Here is a 20,210-nt window from a genome sequence, read left to right as displayed (position 1 = left end):
GGCCGATCGGGACCCGTACAGCATTCATCTGCCCTGGAAGCCGTTCGGTGCCTTTCCTTCTGGACGTGCACCAGTTCATCGTCGGCGTCGGTCTCGATCGAGAGGGTTGAGGCCTCGATCATCGTGCGGCGGGTGCCGACTTCGTTCGCGCGGCGACAACGCGGCCGGACTCGGCACCCGCCTGCTCGCTTCGGCCGGACATACGAACTTCTTGCACGATCCGTTTGGCTTCGGCCGTAGCGAACTGCCGCATCCTCAACCAAGAAGGGCTTGGTGTGCGCAGGTATGACCACCCTCATCGATACCCGTGTCGTTCCCGCCCCCGATCGATCCGAATACTGGGCAGAGGGAATCGCCCAGCACTTCTTTCCGATCCGCGTGGAATCAGTCAGCGCGGATTCATTCGATGCGCGGCTCACCGGAGGTCAAGTTGGGCCTGTCGCTGTGCGCTCGATCACCGGATTGCCGCATCGAGTCGGACGCACCCTGCCGATGATCGCCAGCTCCGATCCGGAGTGCATCATCCTGTACCTCGTCCGGGACGGCCTCTGTCGCATCGCCCAGGACGAGACGTCCTCGCTGCTACTCCCTGGCGACATCGCTATCCAGGACTCGTCGCGACCGTCTGTCTTCGAGGCGACGACGGGGTTCGATGTGCTAGTGCTGAGCTACCCGAAATGGCTCATCGGTCCGCGCGCAGGTGCTATTGCCCGGCGCGGCGGTACAAGGATGGCTGGTCGAGAGGCCGCGTTCGCACGTCTGGTCACTCCGTTCGTCGCGAAGCTTGCCTGCGCTGCGGATGGGGGAGGGGTGGCCGGTCCGGAAGGGGACGGCGCTGCCGAGATGCTCATCACCATGCTGCGCACGCTCTACGGCGACTCAGGCCCGGTCCCGACCCCCGCGGAAGACTTGCTCACGCGCATGCGGGGTTATGTGGCAGCGCACCTCCACGACCCGGATCTAGGACCTGAACAGCTTGCCCGCGCACACTACGTGTCCACCCGCTACGTCCATAAGTTGTTCGCACCGACAGGGGTCGGGGTATCGGCCTGGATTCGACGGCAGCGGCTCGACGGCGCCCGCGTGGAGTTGCAAACAACCCGCGATGCCCGAGTTGCCGAGGTGGCCGCGCGCTGGGGCTACCGAGACGCGGCGAGCTTCGCGCGGGCCTTCCGTGAGCAGTTCGACTGCACGCCCAGTGATGCCCGGGCTCTCGGCGGCGCCGTAGTCGACGCCGCCGAGCCGGTCGATCAGGTCAATGGGTAGCCGGCCTCGCGCAGTCGCCTACCCCAGATACCCGACTTGCCTGGGGCGATGATCCCGTTCGGATCGAGCGCGTCCTTGAGGGTTTCATTGAGCCGGCGCTGCGCGTGGTCGTTGAAGTCGAACTGGTCCGCTGCGGCATCCGCGAAGTACGGATGTGCGCGGTACTCGCCGTAGCCAAGCTTGCCGGCGCGGATGACCATAGCCCTCGCGTGCTCGTACGCGGCGTGCACTTGATCGGGATTCTTCGTGTCGAACGGGATGACATTGATGAACGTCGTCGACCGAGCGTTGATGGGAAGCATCCCGCCCAGGTAGTCCAGCCCAGCATCCGCGCACATCGACTTGAAGAGATCCTGCGCCTTCTTCGCATGGGCCGCGGACAACGGAATGACCGGCGAGAAGTCGACATGGCCGCCCTCGTCGCCGCCTGACCATCCCGCCATCTTGTAGAGATCGAGGCTCGGAACTCCGATCTGCACTCGCTCGTGCGGGTTGGGGAGGGATTCCCACTCATCCTTCGTGTGCTTGGCGCCAACGATCTCGACACTCGGGATCTGCTCGAAGCGTGCCTTGAGTTTCGCGAAGTTGTGGTCAACCACTGCCTCGTCGCCGTAGAGAGCGAAGCGCATGTTCCAGCGGCCGATGCCGAGTTCCTCGGCGATGTGGTCGATGACCTCCTCGGGGATCGGCCCGTCGCCGTCGTACCAGTCGGAACGCGCGCTGAGCATCGAGGCCATGATCAGCGTGTTCGCGAACTGCGGACGCATGTCGATCGTTCCGTTCAGCATGAGCTCGCGAAGCGCGTCGACGACTGTCGGCATCTGCGCGTCGTCCCACATCGTGAGCCAGAGCGGCATATAGATCTCGGGCTTCGGCATCAGCCAGTAGCCCATTTTCGTGACGATGCCGAAGTTCGACTGCATGAACAACTCGGTCGTGGTCGGACCCAGACCCCGCTTATACAGCGGCCAGACCGGATTGTTCGTCATGCCGCCGGATCCGGTCCGGTAGAGGTCGCCGTCCGGCAGCACGACTTCGAAGCCGCAGTGCGACGCCTGGTCGATCGAGTACGGCATATAGGTGAGGCCGTGCTCGAGCGTATTGGAGACGACGCCGCCCCAGCCAATGTCAACGATCGAAGCGACGAGGTTGTGACCGCCGGCTTCGATGGCGTCATGGAGGTCGAACCAGCTGACCCCGGGCTCAACGAGTGCGTAGCCGAGCTCTTCGTCGATCTCGATGCCCTTCATGTTCCTGAACGAGACCATGACGGCACCCCGCACCCAAGGGGCGGCGCCACCGTAGCCGTTGTTCTTGCCTCGGCTGATCGGCCAGAGCGGGATCTGATGCTCGCCCGCGATTCGGACGATCGCCTGGACGTCCTCGACGGACGAGACACTGACCACAGCGGACGGCACGTTCATGGCTTCGCCGGGAACCTGATACGGATCCTGGAAATCGGCGAGCGCCTGAGCATCCGTTGCTACCTTGTCGTCGCCGATGGAGGACGCGAACGCCGCGAGGGCGGCGGCGAGCTGGGTCTGTGTAACCCCAGGGGGTGTCGGGTGGTTCGCGAGCATTTCTTCCTCGTCTCGTCGGTGAGTGAGTGGTTGGATCCGTCGTACCTCCACGTCCGCGAAGCAATCGCGTGCGGTGCATTCCGTGCACAGCCTCGTGCGCGGAAAGCACGATCGCGCCCCGACGGCGCCCTGCCGTGATTCGATGCCACCACGGCTCGATCGCCTTAGGAGGCAAGACATGAATCGACTGCAAGACAAAGTGGTGCTGCTCACGGGCATCGGCGGCGGCATGGGCCGCGCGACCGCGCGCTTGTTCGCTCAGGAGGGCGCGGTCGTCGTCGGAAGCGATCGCAATCCTGATGCTGCCGCTGAGACGGTCCGGTTGCTCGCAGGTGAGGGGTACACGATCGATTCGACCGCGCCGGTAGACCTCGCAGACCGCACTGAGGTGCAGGCGTGGGTCGAGGGCGCCGTCGCCAGGCATGGACGGATCGACGTGCTCTACAACAATGCGAGCCACCCGAAGTTCGCACCCTTCGCCGAGCAGTCGGAGGACGACTACCGCTATACGATCCGCAATGAGCTCGATGTGGTCTGGCACGTGACCCAGTTCGCATGGCCGCACCTGGCGAACTCGCAGGGGAGCATCGTCATGATCGGCTCCGGCGCGGCAATTCTCGGTACCGTTTCGTTGCCCCAAGCCGCGCATGCAGCGACGAAGGGCGCCATCGTCTCGCTGACGCGACAACTGGCCGCAGAGGGGATTCCTCTCGGCATTCGCGTCAACACCGTAAGTCCCGGTGTCATGGCCACGCCGCCGATCCTTGCGATGTTCGAACAGTTCGGGGACGACAACCCCGTGGCGCCGATCGTCAAGCGCTCGCTCGGTGGGAAGGCAGGCGATCCAATCGAGGTGGCCTACGCGGGTCTGTACCTGGCTTCCGCTGAGGCTCGCTGGGTGACTGGCGCCCACCTCGTCGTCGACGGCGGTGTGAACGCCACCGTGTGACATCGATCGACAGCGCCCACTTGCCATGCGATACGACTCGTACCGTATAGTGAGTGTAGGACAATCAAAGGAAGGGTCCACCAATGAAGTTGGGACGAATCGAAGTCCAGGGGCCGGACGGAGCAGAGCTCCGTGTCGTCGCCGCCCAGCCGGAGCAAGGCCGGGTCATCGACCTGAAGAAGGCATACGCGCTCGCGCTGCAGAAGGGTGGCGCATCCGTTGAGGGCTCCCGGCATCTCGCGCACGCGACGTTCCGGGATCTCACGCAGGGCATCTCCGCCGGGGACTTCTTCCTCGACGCGGCCCACAAGGCGCTGGACGCAGCCGATGACGCTGCGCTTGCGATCGACGAGGTTGTCTGGAAGGCAGCGATCAAGCCCCCGGTGATTCGAGACAGCCTCACCTTCAACGGGCACATCAAGAACTTCTTTGGCAACGTGATGAAGTCGACGCCGACCCGCGCGGTCTACGAGCGCCCGGGCTTCTTCAAGGGATCCACGGCGACCATCTATGGCACGAACGAGACGATTCCCTACCCGGACATCACGGAACAGCTCGACTATGAGCTTGAGATCGGCTACATCATCGGCAAGCCCGGGCGCAACGTGACTCCGGAGGATGCTTTCGGCCACGTGTTCGGAATCACGATCTTCAACGACTGGTCGATGCGCGACGTGCAGGTGCTCGAAAGCCCCATCGGTATGGGCGCCCAGCACTCCAAGGACTTTGCCTACGGCATCGGTCCTTGGATCACGACTCTCGACGAGATTCCGTCGATCATCGGGCTCGCTGGCCAGGTCCGCGTGAACGGCGAGGTGTGGTCGAACACCAAGGTGGAGGACTTCATCTGGAAGCCCGAGGAGACCGTGTCATACGTCTCGCAGTTCGACGGGCTACAGCCGGGTGACCTCATCGGATCCGGCACGATGGCGTTCGGCGCCGGCGCCGAGCTTCAGAAGTTCCTCCAGCCCGGCGACGTGCTGGAACTCGAGCTCGAAGGGGTGGGCGTGCTCCGCAGCCCCATCTCAGCGACGAAGGAATCTGCGTCCTGGTGGCCCACGCCGCAGCCTTTCCCCTTCGAGGAGAACTGACTATGACCGAGATCACTCCCCGGCCCCCAGTCCGCCGCGTTGTCACCGGGCACGATGACGAGGGTCGCGCCATCATTCTGAGCGACGGGCCAGCGCCGAACACGTTCCGCTCCGACACCATCACCGGCTTCGGTGCGTCTGTTGCGTGGTTCACGGATTCGCCTGACGTGGACATGGTGACCGATCGCGACCCGGCCCCCGTCGAATCCATCGACCGGATCGGCTTCCCACTCACCGGCCAGACGGTCTTCCGAATCGCTGACTTCCCACCGGACGCTGTCTATCCGCAGAACGCCGGCGACGCGGTCTTCGAGGAGATCAACGGGCAGGACGAGCGCGAGGCGGGCAGCGAACACAGCAGCGACAAGCACTTCTGGTTCCACCGCACCGACTCGATTGATTACGCCATCGTGATCGACGGCGAGATCACCCTTCTCGTCGACGACGGGGAAGTGACGCTCAAGCCCGGGGACGTGGCGATCCAGCGCGCCACCGCGCACGCATGGTCGAACCGGACGGACAAGATCGCCCGGGTGGCGTTCGTCCTGATCGGGACCCCGCCGATCACCACGGCCGAGATCGCGGAAAAGCGCGCGGAGGCCAAGACGGCGGAGCGGGTGTGATCGTCGACGCCGCGGCCGCGGACGGCGAGATCATCTGGCGGCCCGATCCTGAGACGACCGATGTCGCCCAGACGGAGCGCTTCGCCTCGTTCCTCCGCGACCGCGGCGTCGACGTCGGTGAAGGCTACCCGTCGCTCTGGCAGTGGAGCGTCGACGATCCGGACGCGTTCTGGTCAGCTTTCATCGAGTTTGCCGGCATCCAGATCGGCGGCCAACCGGGTCCCGTTCGAGACGGAACCGCGATGCCCGAGACCCGGTGGTTCCCCGGGCGAACCCTCAACTTCGGCCGGCATCTCCTCGAGAACCGCGAAGGCACCGCGCTGATCGCCGTCGCCGAGGACGGCACCACCGAGGAATGGACGTTCGACCGGCTCCGAGGCGAGGTGGGCGCGCTGGCCCGACACCTCCGATCGCTCGGCGTGACGGTCGGAGATCGGGTAGTCGCGGTACTGCCCAACGTCCCGGAAGCCGTGGTGGGGCTGCTGGCCGCGGCGTCCATCGGGGCCGTGTGGTCGGTGTGCTCCCCGGAGTTCGGTCCCGGCGCGCTTGCTTCGCGCTTCCGGCAGCTCGAGCCGAAGGCAATTCTGGCTGTGCCGGGCTACAAGCTCTCCGGCAGCGACCGTGACCGCAGGGCGGAGGTGGAGGAGCTTCTCGCGCAACTGCCAAGTCTTCTTGGCGTCGTCTGGCTCACCCGCCACACGACGATACCCGTGCCCGCCGCCGGGCTGCCCACGGCGGAGTGGGATAGCGTGACGGACACCCCCTCAGAGCCCGAGTTTCTCGACGTGGAGTTCAGCCATCCGCTCTGGGTGTTGTTCTCATCAGGCACCACGGGGGTTCCCAAGGGCATCGTGCATGGGCACGGGGGCGCGCTCCTGGAGGAGCTGCAAATGCTGTACTTCGGCGGCGACCTTCGCGCCGGGGACCGGCTGTTCAACGTCGCCTCCACCAGCTGGGTCGTGTGGAACTCACTGATCTCATCGATCGGGATCGGGGCGGTGCCGGTATTGCTCGACGGCAATCCGACCTATCCCTCCATCGACCGGGTGTGGGAGGTCACGGCAGCGACCGGAGCGGCCGTGCTCGGCGTCGGCGCAGGCTTCGTTCACGCCTGCGCGAAGACCGACCTCGTCCCGAGCCGCGATCACGACCTCGCCGCGCTACGTGAGATTCAGGTGACTGGGTCGCCGCTATCCGCAGACGGTTTTCGCTGGGTCTATCGCAATGTCGGCGATATCTGGCTCGTCTCCATGAGCGGGGGCACGGATATCGCAGGATGTTTCGTCGGCGGCGCGCCGACCGAGCCGGTTCGAGTCGGATACATCCAGGCACCTGCGCTCGGCGTCCGCGTGGAGTGCTGGGATGAGCACGGCAAGCCGACCCGCAGCAAGGGCGAACTCGTGGTCACGGCTCCGATGCCATCGATGCCACTGTTCTTCTGGGGCGACGAAGACGGCTCCCGATACCGCTCCAGCTACTTCGACACGTACCCAGGCGTGTGGCGGCACGGCGACTTCATCGAGATCTCCGACAAGGGCATTCTCATCCTCGGGCGTTCGGATTCCACCCTGAACCGCAACGGCATCCGACTCGGGTCGGCCGACATTTACTCGGTCGTCGAGGCCCTTCCCGAGATCGCGGAGGCGATGGTCATTGGTGCTGAGATCGGGGACGAGGGCTACTACATGCCGCTGTTCCTGCGGGTGGTGCCCGGTACCGACGAAGCGGTCGCACAAGCGGCCGTGGCGAAAGCGATCCGCGCCAACCTCTCGGCGCGCTACCTTCCCGACGAGATGATCGTCATGCGGGCCATCCCGCACACGAAGACGGGAAAGAAGCTAGAGGTACCGGTGAAGCGCCTGATCCAGGGGGTCCCGCTGGCCGAAGTGGCCGATCTTGGGGCGATCGATGATTCCGCGCTGCTGCAGGAATATGCGGACTTCGCCGTAGCGAAGAGGCCGGCGCTTGCGGCCAGGTAGGTTGGAGAATCGCCATAGTGAACGTTTCGTATCGCTCGGAGAATGGCTAGGGTCGTTGCGTGGCAATTCGCAGTGAACACAGTCGGCAGGCGATTCTGGACGCAACGATGAAGTTGCTCGACGGGCGTGAGCCCGACTCGGTCACGGTCCAGCAGCTCTCCATCGAGCGCATCGCCCGTGAGGCTGGCGTCAGCAAGACCACGATCTACCGCTGGTGGACCAACAAAGCTGCCGTCATCATCGACACCTTCCTAGAGAGCCACATCCTCTCGACGCCAGTTCGGGAGGATCTCCCCGCGATCGATGCGCTTCGGGAGCACGCCGTCGCGCTCGCCTCGCTCTACTCGGGGCATGAGGGTCGCTTGATGGCCCAGCTCATCGCCGAGAGTCAGTACGACCCGGCTACTCTCGATGAGTTCAAGCGTCACTTCTGGCAGCCGCGTCGCGATGCAGTGGGACGGGTGATCGCGCGTGGTCAGGCGGAGGGCTCCATCCGCACGGGAATCGAGGCGAGTCTGCTGGCGGACGCCATCTATGCCCCGATCTATTTCCGTCTGCTCTTCCAGGAGGGAGAGCTCACCCCCGAGGCCATCCGCGCTCAGCTCAACGTTATCTTCGATGGGATCGCGACGCCGCAAGACGCCGCGCAAGTCGCGCACTAGAACGACTCCGTCGATGCGGATCGTCGCGGTGCGCGAGCAGGTGCCCCCTTCTAACCGGTAGGTAGCGGGTGCGCGAGGAATACCGCGGTGGCTTCCGATCGGGATGACACGCCGAGCTTGCGGAAGATGCTCGTCACGTGAAACTTGACGGTGTTCTCGCTGATCTTGAGCTCCTCAGCGATTGCACGGTTGCGGCGACCGCTGATGAGGCGGTGGAGTACCTCCAGTTCCCGGGGACGCAGGTCCCATCGAGCGGCTGTCTCGGCGGTCGCGTGCGGCGGATCAAGGGGGATGATCATGGACAGTTCCGTGCCCCATCCCGGCGTCGTCTCCATTGACATGCGTCCTCCCAGTGCATGGATGCGCTGTCGGACAAGGTGCAGCTGTGTGGAGGAATCGGACAGTTCGGCTGCTCCGTCGTCGCGAATATCGATGAGAAGGTTCGTCCCGTCGCACCCCCATTTCACGCGTACTCGACTGACATCGGCACGGTCGATGAGGGCGAGGATCGATCCGCGCACGACTGCCCGGGCGCCGTGTGCCACCTCGCTCGGCAAGGGGCGGCCATCGCTCGGCGGCTCGACGAACTGCACGTCGAGATCGCGGAATCGCACCAGCGGCCGCAGGTCGTCACGCAACCGTGCGAAAGCCGTGGTCACGGGTTCCTCCGTGAATGTGAGCGCGCGGTCGCTCGCCGTGCGCAGCAGCACGAGCGCTTCCGCGGCGATACCGGTCGCTGTGCTTCGCGCGGACTTGTCGTCGAGGGCGGTTGACCGCAGCGCGGCGAGCACCGATTCGAGGGTCGTCGAATACTGGTCCGCCAACTCGGTTAGCGCGCCCATGCGCACTCCCGACGTTGCGCGTGCGAGCTGCAGATAGTCAGGAGTTGCCTCGTCGGCGAGCTCCTGCACGCGTAGCGCGACGATGTTCCAGATCTGCAGGATGGTCGCTTCTGCGCCCGGAATCGGACGAGCGTTCACCATGACGAGGAGGGCGCCGTTGCGGGCCACCACGTCGAGCGTGGAGACGCTCTCGCCGTCGAGTTCCAGCGCGCCAGTGAGAATCGAGCCGGGTGGCGTTCTCCTGCCGATCTCGTCGAGGTCGAAATGCGAGATGCCTCTGATGATGCCTGCATCACCGGCGCCGTACCGGCTGGCTCCTGTCGTGTCCGCCACCAGCGTCACCACGGCGTCGTGGGGTGCGAACGTGGACAGAAGCTGCGACAACAGATTCGGCAGGGCTGGAGCGGGAGCAGTCACGACCTCGACGAGGTCGCGCAGGGTGTATTCCGTACAGAGGTGTCCGCCATCGGGCATGCCCTCATGCTACGCCCGCACGCCTACCAATATGGGTAGTGGATACGGTCCTCTGGAGGGATTCCGCTACCCGATTGCGCAGGGCATGCTCGAAGCGAGAAGTATGACGCGCGTTCCCGTCGCGCGTGAACGAGAGGACAAAGATGTCAGGCAACAGAGCTGTCGCGTACAAGGGACCGGGCGAGGTCGAGGTTATCGACACCGACTACCCCACCTTCGAGCTCAAGGACGGCCCCGGCGTGAACCCGGCGAACGTGGGCCGCAAGGTGCCGCACGGCGCGATCCTGCGGACGGTGTCCACGAACATCTGCGGGTCGGATCAGCACATGGTGCGCGGGCGCACGACCGCACCGGCCGGACTTGTGCTGGGGCACGAGATCACCGGCGAGGTCGTCGAGGTCGGCCCCGACGTGGAGTTCATCAAGGTGGGCGACATCGTGTCGGTGCCGTTCAACATCGCGTGCGGCCGCTGCCGCAACTGCAAGGAGGGAAAGACGGGCATCTGCCTGAACGTCAACCCCGACCGGCCGGGCAGCGCCTACGGGTACGTCGACATGGGCGGCTGGGTCGGCGGCCAGGCGGAGTACGTGCTGGTGCCGTACGCCGACTGGAACCTCCTGAAGTTCCCCGACCGCGACCAAGCGCTCGAGAAGATCCTCGACCTGACGATGCTCTCCGACATCTTCCCCACGGGCTTCCACGGCGCCGTGACCGCGGGGGTCGGCCCGGGCTCGACGGTCTACATCGCCGGCGCGGGCCCGGTGGGCCTGGCCGCCGCCGTCGGCGCGCAGTTGCTGGGCGCCGCCGCGGTCATCGTGGGCGACCTCAACGAGGACCGCCTCGCCCGCGCCCGCTCGTTCGGCTGCGAGACCGTCGACGTGTCGAAGGGCGACCCGAAGGATCAGATCGAGCAGATCCTCGGCGTACCCGAGGTCGACGCCGGCGTGGACGCGGTGGGCTTCGAGGCACGCGGTCACGGCTCCGACGCCGGCCACGAAGCGCCCGCGACGGTGCTGAACTCCCTCATGGATCTCACCGCCGCCGGCGGGGCGCTCGGCATCCCGGGCCTGTACGTCACGGGCGACCCGGGCGGCATCGACGAGGCCGCGAAGGTCGGTTCGCTGTCGCTGCGCCTGGGTCTCGGCTGGGCGAAGTCGCTGTCGTTCACGACCGGTCAATGCCCGGTGATGCGCTACAACCGGCAGCTCATGATGGCGATCCTGCACGACAAGGTGCACATCGCCGACGCCGTCGGCGCCACCCCCATCTCGCTCGAGGACGCCCCGCAGGGGTACGCCGAGTTCGACCTCGGCGCCGCCAAGAAGTACGTCCTCAACCCCAACGGCTACATCAAGGCCGCCTGACGAAGACCCACAGACGGCGAGCGGATGCCTCGGTCCGAGGCATCCGCTCCCGATCCACACCCCACAGAGTAAGGAACCACCATGTCCGTGAACCTCGAAGACGCCCGCCGCGTCATCGCCGCCGCCGAGAAGCGGGCCGACGAGATCGGCCAGCCCATGAACATCGCCGTCGTGGACGCCGGCGGCAACCTCGTCGCCCACGTCCGCCAGGACGGCGCGTGGATCGGCAGCGTCAACATCTCGATCAACAAGGCGTGGACGTCCAAGGCCTTCGACATCCAGACCAAGGACCTCGGCGACAACGCGCAGCCGAACCAGCAGTTCTACGGCATCCACGCCACCAACGGCGGCAAGGTCGCGATCTTCGCCGGCGGCGTGCCCCTGTCGCGCGACGGCAAGGTCGTGGGCGCGGTCGGCGTCAGCGGCGGCTCGGGCGAGCAGGACCAGACCGTCGCCGAGGCCGGCGCCGCAGCCTTCTGAAACGCTGACCAGCGAGGGGCGAGGTCCTGCAACCTCGCCCCTCGTTGTCATTCTGGTGATGTTCTCGAAGATCGAAGCGTCGGTGGCCGGTTCTTCATCCGTGCGCGTGCGCATTGCCACCCGTCGCATCACGCAGCATCAGAGCGCACAATTGCGTCATGACTCATGCAACCGCATATCAGCCGGGGGTATGCAATATCGGGCCGGCGGAGATCCGCAGGCGCCGGGTCTCGGGGTGGTTGGGCCTGGGTGTGGCGCTGGTCTTCCTCGTCCTCGCATTCGCGTTCGGCTGGGCCGCGCCGTGGCGTCTCCTCGTGGCGCTACCCGTCTTCCTGTCGGCGCAAGGGTTCCTGCAAGCTGCGTTCCACTTCTGCGTCGGCTTCGCGAGCCGCGGGCTCTATAACTTCGGGGCGCTCGGATCAGTAGAGTCGGTGCAGGACGCGGAGTTCCGCCGGAAGGATCAGCGCAAGGCGCTTCAGATCACGGGCCTAGCGCTGGGAATTGCTGTCGTCGCCGCGCTCGCCGCGTTCGCAGTCCCGGTCGGATGAGGATGGCGTCTCTTCATTCCGCCGGTCTCGCAGTCAGAGCCCGTGCGGCGCGGGCCAGCGCGTCGTCGACGAGCTGATCGGGGCGGGAGAGTTCATCGACCTTGCCGATCCAGTTGTGGGCGAGGTTGTGCATGATGCCGAACGCGAGCGAGAACGTCATCGCCGCGTCGGCTTCGGTGTCCGACGGATCGGCGCCCGGTCGATCCGCCTGCAGTCGCCGTCGGATCAGCGCGACGACCACCTGTTGAGCATCCTGCATGCGCGCGAACTCACCGAGAGCGAGCGCGGGGTTCTGCATCATGACCTGCTGGCGCTTACGTGTGAGATCGGCATGGTCGGGACCTGCCCCGGCGAAAGCGGCAACCATCGTTGCGAGCAGGTCTCGTAGCGGAGATCCGCCGAGTCCCGTGACGTACTCGTCTTGCTGCTGCGGGCTGGGCAGGGGAGGCTCGATGCCGAGCACTGCCCGCTCCTTAGACCCGGCATAGTTGAAGAACGTCCGCTGTGAGATCATCGCCGCGTCGCAGATCATCTCGACGGTGACGTTGTCGTAGCCGTGCGTGATCACCAACTCGAGGGCGTGGCGCTCGATCGCGTCACGGGTCGCCCGACGCTTGCGTTCGCGCAGTCCCTCGCCGCTGGTCTCGCTCATAGTGTCCATCGTCACTCATAACGCAGCGCGTCGATCGGGTTCTGCACGGCGGCGCGCCGGGCGGGCAGGGTTCCGGCCAGAAACGCGATCGCCATGACCACGAGGATGACGGTAGCGATGGACAGCGGCTGGAAGAGCATAATCTGCAGTCCGGGAAGGCCGGAGAGAACGGATGTCGCGAGCACGCTGCTGATCGCTGATCCAGCCAGGATGGCGATCCCTGCGCCGATGGCACTGCCGAGGAAGCCGATGAAGACGGCCTCGGCGCTGAACAGTGCGAAGACCTTCCCGCTACCCATGCCCATAGCCTTCATGAGTCCGATCTCGCGCGTGCGCTCCTGCACGCTCATCAGCAGCGTATTGACGATGCCGAACCCGGCCGCGATGAGGGCGATGACGGCGAACGCATTGAGGACGCCGACGATGCCGTTGATGACGGTCTGGAACGCGCCGATCTGGTCGGCGGTGGTCTGCGCTTGGAACCCCTGATCGGCGAGGTCGGCCTTGATGGCTGCGATCTCATCGTCAGACGCGTCGGGGTCGATGAATGCGGTCACTGAGATGTAGCCCGTCGGCCCCTCGACGGTGCGGCCCGTCTCCTGGGTCTGGACGATCTGCTCGGTGAGGTGCTGATTGATGCTCGCGCCCAGGGAGAGCAGCGACGTGTTCGTCACACCGACGACGGTGGCGGGCACTTCGTGCTGCTCACCCAGCGCGTCCGTCACACCCAGGGTCACGTCGGCGCCGATCGCATCTTCGGCGTCGGCGAAGCCGAGGACGTCGAGGAACTCGTCGGGGAGCAGGATCTCGCTCTCATCAGAGTCTGACAACGGCTCGCCCGCGGCGAGGTCGGGGACGGTGGCCGCCGCGGCGGGGTTGAGGCTGATCTCATACTTGTCGGCGCCGGGCGCGGTGATGAATTCGGCATTCACCATGACGGTGGGCTCGACCCGAGTGATGCCGTCCGTCGCCTCGATCGCCTCGACGTCGTCGGCTGTCAGCGTCGTGATCCCGAGTCCACCGCCGGGCAAACCGCCGCCGGCGCTCGCGCGGTCCGGGTCGTAGCGGGCGGGGCCGTCTTCGGCTCCGAGCTCGTCATCGGGCGCCGCGGTGACGGTCAACACGCCCTGCGCGCCGATCGCGCCCAGCTGGTTGCCGATGTAGTCCGAGATGCCCGCCCCGATGGCACTGGTAATCGTCAGCGTGAACGCACCGATGAAGATCGCGATGATCGTGAGCGATGTGCGCAGCTTGCTGCGGAATGTGTTCTGCATCGCCGTACGGAGCAGGTCTCCGGTTCTCACGCTTCCGCGCCCTTCGTGTCGATCGGGCCGGTGTGCCCGTGCGGGTTGGGCGGCGGGGGAGAGTCGACCTCGAGCCCATCGCGCAGGTAGATCTGCCGGTCGCAGCGCGCGGCTAGTTCGGCGTCGTGGGTCACGATGACGAGTGTGATGCCCCACTCGCGGTTGAGCTGGAAGAGAATGTCTTCGACGATCGCGCCCGTGGCAGTGTCGAGGTTGCCAGTGGGCTCGTCGGCGAAGATGACCTTCGGATTGTTGACGAGGGCGCGGGCGATGACCGCACGCTGCTTCTGGCCGCCCGAAAGCGCGGTCGCCTTGTTCTTCGCCTTGTCATCGAGCTCCAGCGACCGCAGTGCGGCCAAACCTCGTTCGTTGCGTTCGCGAGCACCCACGCCGGCGATCTTGAGGGGCAGTACGACGTTGTCGAGCACCGTCGCGTTCGGAATGAGGAAGAACTGCTGGAACACGAAGCCGAACTCCCGGTTGCGCAGGCCATTGAGCTCCCGCGCGCGCAGACGGGCGGCATCCTTGCCTTCAATCTGGATGCTGCCGTCGTCGGGTTCGTCCAGGAGGGCAAGGATATGCATCAGCGTCGACTTGCCTGAGCCGCTCTTGCCGACGATCGCCACCGACTCGCCCTCGGCGAGGCGGAGCGAGACACCCTTCAGAGCGTCGAAGCGACTGGAGCCGCTCCCGTACGACTTGTGGATGTCTGATGCGGCGAGCAGGGTGCCGGATGCGGCTACCCCTCCGCCTGACTGCACGGCAGGCGCGGTCATCGCTGCCCCTCGACGGTCTCGCTCGCGGGACTGCGTTCGCCTTCGGCGCTGGCTTCGCCGGCACTGCTGCTTACGTGGTGGTGCCCGCGTTCCGCAGCCTCCAGCCGTTCGGCCTCGTCGCCGCCGACTGCCTCGCCGCGCGCGACGAGCCCGGCGACATCGGAGAGCGGGATCTGCTTGAGGAAGAGCGCGAGCACGAACGCGAGCCCGATGAACGGCAAGAGGTACCAGAACACCGGAGCGAGGGCGTCCGCGTAGGCGGTCACGACTCCCTCGCGCACCGTGTCGGGGAGTTGCGCGAGCACGGAGGGGTCGATGCTCGCGGTGGCTTCACCAGCTTGGTCGGGGGTAGCGCCAGCGTCCGTGAACACGGCCATGAGGTTCTCGGTAAGCCGCGTCGTGAACAGCGTGCCGAACACGGCGACGCCGAGCGAAGCACCTACCTCGCGGAAGTAGTTGTTCGTGCTGGTCGCGGTACCGACCTCGGTTGCTGGCACCGCGTTCTGCACCACGAGGACTACGACCTGCATGATCAGACCCAGGCCCGCGCCGAAGATGAACAGGTACACGCAGATCAGCCAGATCGGGGTCGCCGCAGTCAGTGTGGTCATGAGCACCATCGCGACACCCGTGACCAGCGTGCCGATGATCGGGAAGATGCGGTACCGGCCGGTCTTGGTGATCAGCAGACCGGAGGCTATCGACGTGCCCATGAGGCCCACCATCATCGGGAGCATGAGGAGGCCGGATGCCGCAGCTGAGGTGCCCGAGGACATCTGCAGGAACGTCGGCACGAAACCGATGGCAGCGAACATGCCGATACCGAGCGTCATGCCGATGGCGGTCGCGTTGATGAAGACCGGGTTGCGGAACAGCGACAAGGGGATGATCGGGTCGGCGGCGCGCGATTCGACGAAGACGAAAAGGGATGCCGCGACCAGCAGCCCGAGACCCCACGCCCAGGTCGCCATCGAACCCCAGCCGAAGTCGGCATCGCCGCCGAAGTCGGAGAAGAAGATGAGACATGTCGTCGCCGCCGACAGCAGCAGCACACCGAGCCAGTCGATCGGCTTGGTTGCCTTCTTGCTGGGGAGCCGGAGGGCGACGAGCGCGATCACGAATGCGGCGATGCCGACGGGGATGTTGATGTAGAACGCCCACTGCCACGTGAGGTGATCGACGAAGTAGCCGCCCAGGAGTGGACCGGCGACCGCGGCGAGACCGAAGATCCCGCCGAGCGGGCCCAAGTACTTGCCGCGCTCAGATGCCGGGACGATGTCGGCGATGATCGCCTGCGAGAGAATCATCAGGCCACCGCCGCCGAGGCCCTGGATGGCGCGAAAGACGACGAACATCCAGAAGTCTGTCGCGAACGCGCAGCCAACCGAGGCGAGAGTGAAGATCGCGATTGCGATGAGGAAGAGGTTGCGACGACCCAGGATGTCGCCGAACTTGCCATACACCGGCATCACGATCGTCGTTGCCAGCAGGTAAGCGGTCGTGATCCACACCTGGTGCTCAACGCCGCCGAGCTGCCCGACGATCGTCGGCATGGCGGTGGAGACGATGGTCTGATCGAGGCTGGACAGCAGCATCCCCGCGATCAGCGCTGAGAATATGATCCAGATCCGCCGCTTGGTGAGCAGCAGTGGTGCATGGCCCCCAACAGGGGCAGCGGCAGCGGTCACGGGGGGCTCCTTGGTGACGATACGGGATGGTCGCGGGGCGGAGCCGCCGCGAAGTTCAGTTATGCATTATTGCATAACTGCACGAATCGCCAACCCCGGTCTCGAGACTGCCCAGCTCCGCCACGGTGGCGCTCCGAGAGCGTTGGGGCGTCGCAGATCACGTCGGCGGTGACGCTGTGGTACGCGTGCTCGATCGAAATCGGGGTCGACGGTTGAGTTCGTCCTCGACTCCCGCGAGTTCGTGTCGGGTTTGCTCGGAGAGGTTGGTGGACTTCGGGACGTCCTTCCACTACGCAAGCTCCAGGGGGCGGGCAGTGCTCGGCATCGAGCCTCCAATGCCGGGCGAGGACGTCCGGGTCGCGTACGTCTTGGATGAAGGTGGATCGCCCCTCAGTAGTGCCCCTTAACGTGGTGTAGTTCGCGGTGGCCGGTTTCGTCGTAGACGTGGGCGCGGTCACCGTGTAGTCCCTTCGAGGAATCTCCTACAACCCACTCGAAAGGCATCTTCACGATGACCGCACCTCATATTGTCGACCCTGCCGGCCTGCTCGGCGAAGCCCTCGCGGACGCGTCGCCGGATCTGATGCGCAGCCTGCTGCAGACCATGATCAACGCGCTGCTGTCCGCCGACGCGGACGCCGTGGTCGGAGCGGAATGGGGCCAGCGCTCCGACGACCGCACCGCGCAGCGCAACGGCTACCGGCACCGCAACCTCGACACCCGCGTCGGGACCATCGACGTCGCGATCCCGAAGCTGCGCACCGGCACCTACTTCCCGGAATGGCTGCTGGAGCGCCGCAAACGCGCCGAGACCGCGCTGATCACCGTGGTCGCGGACTGCTACCTCGCCGGCGTCTCCACCCGCCTGATGGACAAGCTGGTGAAGACCCTCGGGATCCACTCGCTGTCCAAGTCACAGGTCTCCCGGATGGCGGCGGAACTCGACGAGCACGTCGACCAGTTCCGGCACCGGCCGCTCGGCGACGCTGGCCCGTTCACGTTCGTCGCCGCCGACGCGCTCACCATGAAGGTCCGCGAGGGCGGCCGCGTCATCAACGCGGTCGTGCTGATCGCCACCGGCGTCAACGCCGACGGCCGCCGGGAGGTGCTCGGCCTGCGGGTCGCGACATCCGAGACCGGAGCGGCATGGAACAGCTTCTTCGCTGACCTCGTCGCCCGCGGCCTGGGCGGCGTCCGCCTCGTCACCAGCGACGCCCACGCCGGGCTGGTGGAAGCGATCGCGGCGAACCTGCCCGGCGCAGTCTGGCAAAGGTGCCGCACCCATTACGCGGCCAACCTGATGTCGGTGACGCCGAAGACGATGTGGCCGGCGGTGAAAGCGATGCTGCACTCCGTCTACGACCAGCCCGACGCCGACGCCGTGCACGCCCAGTTCGACCGGCTGCTGGACTACGTCGACGGCAAGCTCCCCGACGCGTTCGAGCACCTCGACACCGCCCGAGCGGACATCCTCGCGTTCACCGGGTTCCCCGAGGGCCTCTGGCAGCAGATCTGGTCCAACAACCCGAATGAACGTCTCAACCGAGAGATCCGCCGACGCACCGACTCGGTCGGCATCTTCCCGAATCGCGACGCGATCATCCGCCTCGTCGGCGCCGTGCTCGCCGAGCAGACCGACGAATGGGCCGAAGGCCGCCGCTACCTCGGCCTCGACATCCTCGCCAAATCCCGCCTCACCCTCGTCACCGACACCGGAACCGAGGAGGTGAGCACCGACATCGTCCTCGAACTCAGCGCCTAACCCCTCAACAATTCGAAGGAAACCGAGCTACACCACTTCCTGGGGCTTGACCCGCCCCTCCGCGTCCGGGTGAGCACTCGGGGTACGATGCTGGCTTTGTTAGTGTCGAGCCGCTTGCTCGAAGTGAACGGAACTTGCGCCGCGCGAACTCGCTCTCATCGAAAACCGGACGCACGTGCCTCAGAGGAAGCCCGCATGATCGTCTCCCTGACGTTCGGGATCATGTGTCGGCGACGCTCCAATCTGACGTGTTAACGACGGGCGAAAACGAGGCCACCCAGACAGATTGGGTGGGTGATCTCGGTGGAAGATTGGGCGTTGATCAGGCGGCTGGTCGCGGACGGAGTTCCGAGGCGGCAGGTTGCGAGGCAGCTGGGGATCGGGCGGTCGACGGTCGATAGGGCGTTGGCGTCGGACCGGCCGCCGAAGTATGAGCGGCCGGCGCAGGAGACATCGTTCTCGCCGTTTGAGGCGCGGGTGCGGTCGATCCTCGCCGAGCATCCGGATATGCCGGCGACGGTGATCGCGGAACGGGTCGAGTGGGCTGGGTCAATCACCTGGTTCCGGGAGAACGTTCGTCGGCTCAGGCCGGAGCATCGCCCGGTCGATCCGGCCGATCGGCTGACGTGGGCGGCCGGGGATGCGGCGCAGTGTGATCTGTGGTTCCCGCCGCGGAAGATCCCGCTGGAGGACGGCTCGAGCGCGCTGTTGCCGGTGCTGGTGATCGTCGCCGCGCATTCCCGGTTCGTGACCGCGCGGATGATCCCGACCCGCAAGACCGAGGACCTGCTGCTCGGGTCGTGGGAGCTGATCCAGCAGTTCGGTCGGGTGCCGCGGCGGCTGATCTGGGACAACGAGCCGGGCATCGGCCAGAAGGGGCGGCTCGCGCAGGGCGTCGCCGCGTTCGCCGGCACCCTCGCGACGAAGGTCGTGCAGCTGCGCCCCTACGATCCGGAATCGAAGGGCATCGTGGAGCGCCGCAACGGGTGGATGGAGACCTCGTTCATGCCCGGCCGCACGTTCACCTCACCCGCCGACTTCAACACGCAGCTGGCGAACTGGCTGGAGCGGGCGAACGCCCGGGTGGTGCGGACGATCAAGGCGCGGCCGGTGGATCTGATCGAGCACGACCGGTCTCGGATGCTGCCGTTGCCGCCGGTTCCGCTACAGCTGGGCTGGCGAGAACGGGTCCGCCTCGGCCGCGACTACTACGTTCGCCTCGATGCGAGCGACTACTCCGTCGACCCGACCGCGATCGGCCGGATGGTCGACGTCACCGCGGATCTTGACCGGGTCCGAGTTCGGCTGGAGGGACGGATCGTCGCTGACCACCGACGGATCTGGGCGCGCGGCGCTGTCGTGACCGCCCCTGCCCACCGGGAGACCGCGGGGTTGCTGCGACAGCAGTTCCAACAACCCCGCCCAACCATCGTTGACGACCTGACTCGCGATCTCGCGGAATACGACCGCGCGTTCGGAATCAGCGGGGTGGCGTGATGGCCAGCGCAAAGAGCACCGAGTCGGTCAAGCAGATCACCTATCTCGCCGGCGCACTGAAAGCACCTCGGATCACCGAGGCCGCCGCCCGGATGGCCGACCAAGCCCGGGACGCCGGCTGGTCGTTCGAGGACTACCTCGCGGCCGTCCTCGAACGCGAAGTGTCCGCCCGCAATGCCTCCGGCGCTGAGCTGCGGATCAAGGCCGCCGGGTTCCCGGCTCGCAAGACCCTGGAGGACTTCGACTGGGACGCGCAGCCCACCGCCCGGCAGCAGGTCGCGGCACTCGCTTCCGGCGGGTTCCTCCTGGAAGCGCAGAACGTGGTCCTGCTCGGTCCTCCGGGAACCGGGAAGACGCATCTGGCGACCGCGCTCGGGATCGTCGCCGCCCGGCATGGGCACCGGGTGCTGTTCGCGACCGCGACGGACTGGGTCACCCGGCTCACCGACGCGCACCGGCAAGGGAACCTGCCCCGAGAGCTCACCCGGCTGCGTCGTTACGGGCTGATCATCGTCGACGAGGTCGGCTACCTACCGTTTGAGCAGGATGCCGCGATCCGGTCCTGCGTGTGACGCGCTATAGCCTGACTCGGCAGGAACACGTTGTCGGCTGTCGGCGAGGATCGCCCGGACGCGCTTCCTCTGGTCTGCTTCCGACATCTGGCGCGTCGGAG

The 20,210-nt window shown here is 66.0% G+C and carries 17 protein-coding genes and 1 pseudogene; 12 read left to right on the top strand and 6 right to left on the bottom strand.

The annotated features are described in order from the left end of the window. Window positions 1–285: 285 nt before the first annotated feature. Window positions 286–1,266 carry a helix-turn-helix domain-containing protein gene (locus AOA12_RS16075; RefSeq protein WP_082406317.1) on the top strand — a complete coding sequence of 327 codons (981 nt, stop codon included), beginning with the start codon at window positions 286–288 and terminating at the stop codon, window positions 1,264–1,266. Here AOA12_RS16075 and AOA12_RS16070 read toward each other — a convergent pair. After that, window positions 1,251–2,846, bottom strand: a complete 1,596-nt coding sequence (locus tag AOA12_RS16070; RefSeq protein ID WP_197280945.1) for an FAD-binding oxidoreductase — start codon at window positions 2,844–2,846, stop codon at window positions 1,251–1,253. The genes AOA12_RS16075 and AOA12_RS16070 overlap by 16 nt on opposite strands. Window positions 2,847–3,024: 178 nt before the next feature. On the opposite strand from AOA12_RS16070, the gene AOA12_RS16065 reads away from it, so the two are divergent. The 5 genes from AOA12_RS16065 (at window position 3,025) to AOA12_RS16045 (ending at window position 8,150) form a co-directional block, all read left to right on the top strand. Further along, window positions 3,025–3,795 carry an SDR family NAD(P)-dependent oxidoreductase gene (locus AOA12_RS16065; protein ID WP_082406530.1) on the top strand — a complete coding sequence of 257 codons (771 nt, stop codon included), beginning with the start codon at window positions 3,025–3,027 and terminating at the stop codon, window positions 3,793–3,795. An 83-nt stretch (window positions 3,796–3,878) separates the two neighbouring features. Beyond that, on the top strand, window positions 3,879–4,886 hold the full coding sequence (locus AOA12_RS16060) for a fumarylacetoacetate hydrolase family protein (protein WP_054685002.1): 1,008 nt from the start codon (window positions 3,879–3,881) through the stop codon (window positions 4,884–4,886). Between the two features lie 2 nt (window positions 4,887–4,888). Continuing rightward, entirely contained in the window at window positions 4,889–5,509 is a 621-nt protein-coding gene (locus tag AOA12_RS16055; RefSeq protein WP_054684997.1) for a cupin domain-containing protein, read from the top strand. Further along, window positions 5,506–7,488, top strand: a complete 1,983-nt coding sequence (locus AOA12_RS16050) for an acetoacetate--CoA ligase (RefSeq protein ID WP_054684993.1) — start codon at window positions 5,506–5,508, stop codon at window positions 7,486–7,488. Before AOA12_RS16055 ends, AOA12_RS16050 begins: the two co-directional genes overlap by 4 nt. A gap of 59 nt (window positions 7,489–7,547) precedes the next feature. Further along, window positions 7,548–8,150: a TetR/AcrR family transcriptional regulator gene (locus tag AOA12_RS16045; protein WP_156366535.1), complete on the top strand. Its 603-nt coding sequence runs from the start codon at window positions 7,548–7,550 to the stop codon at window positions 8,148–8,150. A gap of 50 nt (window positions 8,151–8,200) precedes the next feature. On the opposite strand, the gene AOA12_RS16040 is transcribed toward AOA12_RS16045, so the two are convergent. Then, window positions 8,201–9,466: a helix-turn-helix transcriptional regulator gene (locus tag AOA12_RS16040; protein WP_054684987.1), complete on the bottom strand. Its 1,266-nt coding sequence runs from the start codon at window positions 9,464–9,466 to the stop codon at window positions 8,201–8,203. Window positions 9,467–9,609: 143 nt separating this feature from the next. On the opposite strand from AOA12_RS16040, the gene fdhA reads away from it, so the two are divergent. The 3 genes from fdhA to AOA12_RS16025 all read left to right on the top strand — a co-directional run bounded on the left by fdhA (window position 9,610) and on the right by AOA12_RS16025 (window position 11,858). Then, entirely contained in the window at window positions 9,610–10,830 is a 1,221-nt protein-coding gene (fdhA, locus tag AOA12_RS16035) for a formaldehyde dehydrogenase, glutathione-independent (RefSeq protein ID WP_054684984.1), read from the top strand. Between the two features lie 81 nt (window positions 10,831–10,911). After that, window positions 10,912–11,310, top strand: coding sequence for a GlcG/HbpS family heme-binding protein (locus AOA12_RS16030; RefSeq protein WP_054684981.1), 399 nt, complete (start codon window positions 10,912–10,914; stop codon window positions 11,308–11,310). Window positions 11,311–11,468: 158 nt separating this feature from the next. After that, window positions 11,469–11,858 (top strand): hypothetical protein, encoded by a 390-nt coding sequence (locus AOA12_RS16025; RefSeq protein ID WP_156366534.1) that lies wholly within the window; start codon window positions 11,469–11,471, stop codon window positions 11,856–11,858. Between the two features lie 13 nt (window positions 11,859–11,871). Here AOA12_RS16025 and AOA12_RS16020 read toward each other — a convergent pair whose 3' ends face one another. The 4 genes from AOA12_RS16020 to AOA12_RS16005 are packed head-to-tail and all read right to left on the bottom strand — an operon-like array spanning window position 11,872 to window position 16,278. Beyond that, on the bottom strand, window positions 11,872–12,510 hold the full coding sequence (locus AOA12_RS16020) for a TetR/AcrR family transcriptional regulator (protein WP_054684973.1): 639 nt from the start codon (window positions 12,508–12,510) through the stop codon (window positions 11,872–11,874). A gap of 11 nt (window positions 12,511–12,521) precedes the next feature. Continuing rightward, window positions 12,522–13,784: an ABC transporter permease gene (locus tag AOA12_RS16015; protein WP_231637104.1), complete on the bottom strand. Its 1,263-nt coding sequence runs from the start codon at window positions 13,782–13,784 to the stop codon at window positions 12,522–12,524. A 26-nt stretch (window positions 13,785–13,810) separates the two neighbouring features. Then, window positions 13,811–14,590 carry an ABC transporter ATP-binding protein gene (locus AOA12_RS16010; protein WP_082406313.1) on the bottom strand — a complete coding sequence of 260 codons (780 nt, stop codon included), beginning with the start codon at window positions 14,588–14,590 and terminating at the stop codon, window positions 13,811–13,813. Further along, window positions 14,587–16,278 (bottom strand): MDR family MFS transporter, encoded by a 1,692-nt coding sequence (locus tag AOA12_RS16005; protein WP_054684968.1) that lies wholly within the window; start codon window positions 16,276–16,278, stop codon window positions 14,587–14,589. The genes AOA12_RS16010 and AOA12_RS16005 overlap by 4 nt, the downstream gene beginning before the upstream one ends. Before the next feature lie 511 nt (window positions 16,279–16,789). Here AOA12_RS16005 and AOA12_RS16000 point away from each other — a divergent pair. From AOA12_RS16000 to AOA12_RS15990, 3 genes and pseudogenes are all read left to right on the top strand, one after another. Beyond that, window positions 16,790–18,040 (top strand): IS256 family transposase, encoded by a 1,251-nt coding sequence (locus AOA12_RS16000; RefSeq protein WP_054684964.1) that lies wholly within the window; start codon window positions 16,790–16,792, stop codon window positions 18,038–18,040. A 294-nt stretch (window positions 18,041–18,334) separates the two neighbouring features. Next, window positions 18,335–19,537: an IS21 family transposase gene (istA, locus tag AOA12_RS15995; RefSeq protein WP_054684961.1), complete on the top strand. Its 1,203-nt coding sequence runs from the start codon at window positions 18,335–18,337 to the stop codon at window positions 19,535–19,537. Next, window positions 19,537–20,091: pseudogene (locus AOA12_RS15990) on the top strand (ATP-binding protein); the annotation flags it as partial. The gene istA and the pseudogene AOA12_RS15990, both read left to right, overlap by 1 nt. Window positions 20,092–20,210 lie beyond the last annotated feature (119 nt).

The organism is Microbacterium sp. No. 7 (assembly GCF_001314225.1).
Taxonomy (GTDB): Bacteria; Actinomycetota; Actinomycetes; order Actinomycetales; family Microbacteriaceae; genus Microbacterium.
This window is presented reverse-complemented; position numbering and strand designations above follow the sequence as displayed.

Bases quoted from the DNA above. Each gene is read 5' to 3' on its own strand.
- AOA12_RS16030 (WP_054684981.1), top strand. From the start codon at position 10,912: ATGTCCGTGAACCTCGAAGACGCCCGCCGCGTCATCGCCGCCGCCGAG.
- AOA12_RS16040 (WP_054684987.1), bottom strand. From the start codon at position 9,466: ATGCCCGATGGCGGACACCTCTGTACGGAATACACCCTGCGCGACCTC.
- AOA12_RS16020 (WP_054684973.1), bottom strand. From the start codon at position 12,510: ATGAGCGAGACCAGCGGCGAGGGACTGCGCGAACGCAAGCGTCGGGCG.
- AOA12_RS16055 (WP_054684997.1), top strand. From the start codon at position 4,889: ATGACCGAGATCACTCCCCGGCCCCCAGTCCGCCGCGTTGTCACCGGG.
- AOA12_RS16060 (WP_054685002.1), top strand. From the start codon at position 3,879: ATGAAGTTGGGACGAATCGAAGTCCAGGGGCCGGACGGAGCAGAGCTC.
- AOA12_RS16075 (WP_082406317.1), top strand. From the start codon at position 286: ATGACCACCCTCATCGATACCCGTGTCGTTCCCGCCCCCGATCGATCC.
- AOA12_RS16000 (WP_054684964.1), top strand. From the start codon at position 16,790: ATGACCGCACCTCATATTGTCGACCCTGCCGGCCTGCTCGGCGAAGCC.
- AOA12_RS16015 (WP_231637104.1), bottom strand. From the start codon at position 13,784: ATGCAGAACACATTCCGCAGCAAGCTGCGCACATCGCTCACGATCATC.
- AOA12_RS16070 (WP_197280945.1), bottom strand. From the start codon at position 2,846: ATGCTCGCGAACCACCCGACACCCCCTGGGGTTACACAGACCCAGCTC.
- AOA12_RS16025 (WP_156366534.1), top strand. From the start codon at position 11,469: ATGACTCATGCAACCGCATATCAGCCGGGGGTATGCAATATCGGGCCG.
- AOA12_RS16010 (WP_082406313.1), bottom strand. From the start codon at position 14,590: ATGACCGCGCCTGCCGTGCAGTCAGGCGGAGGGGTAGCCGCATCCGGC.
- fdhA (WP_054684984.1), top strand. From the start codon at position 9,610: ATGTCAGGCAACAGAGCTGTCGCGTACAAGGGACCGGGCGAGGTCGAG.
- AOA12_RS16065 (WP_082406530.1), top strand. From the start codon at position 3,025: ATGAATCGACTGCAAGACAAAGTGGTGCTGCTCACGGGCATCGGCGGC.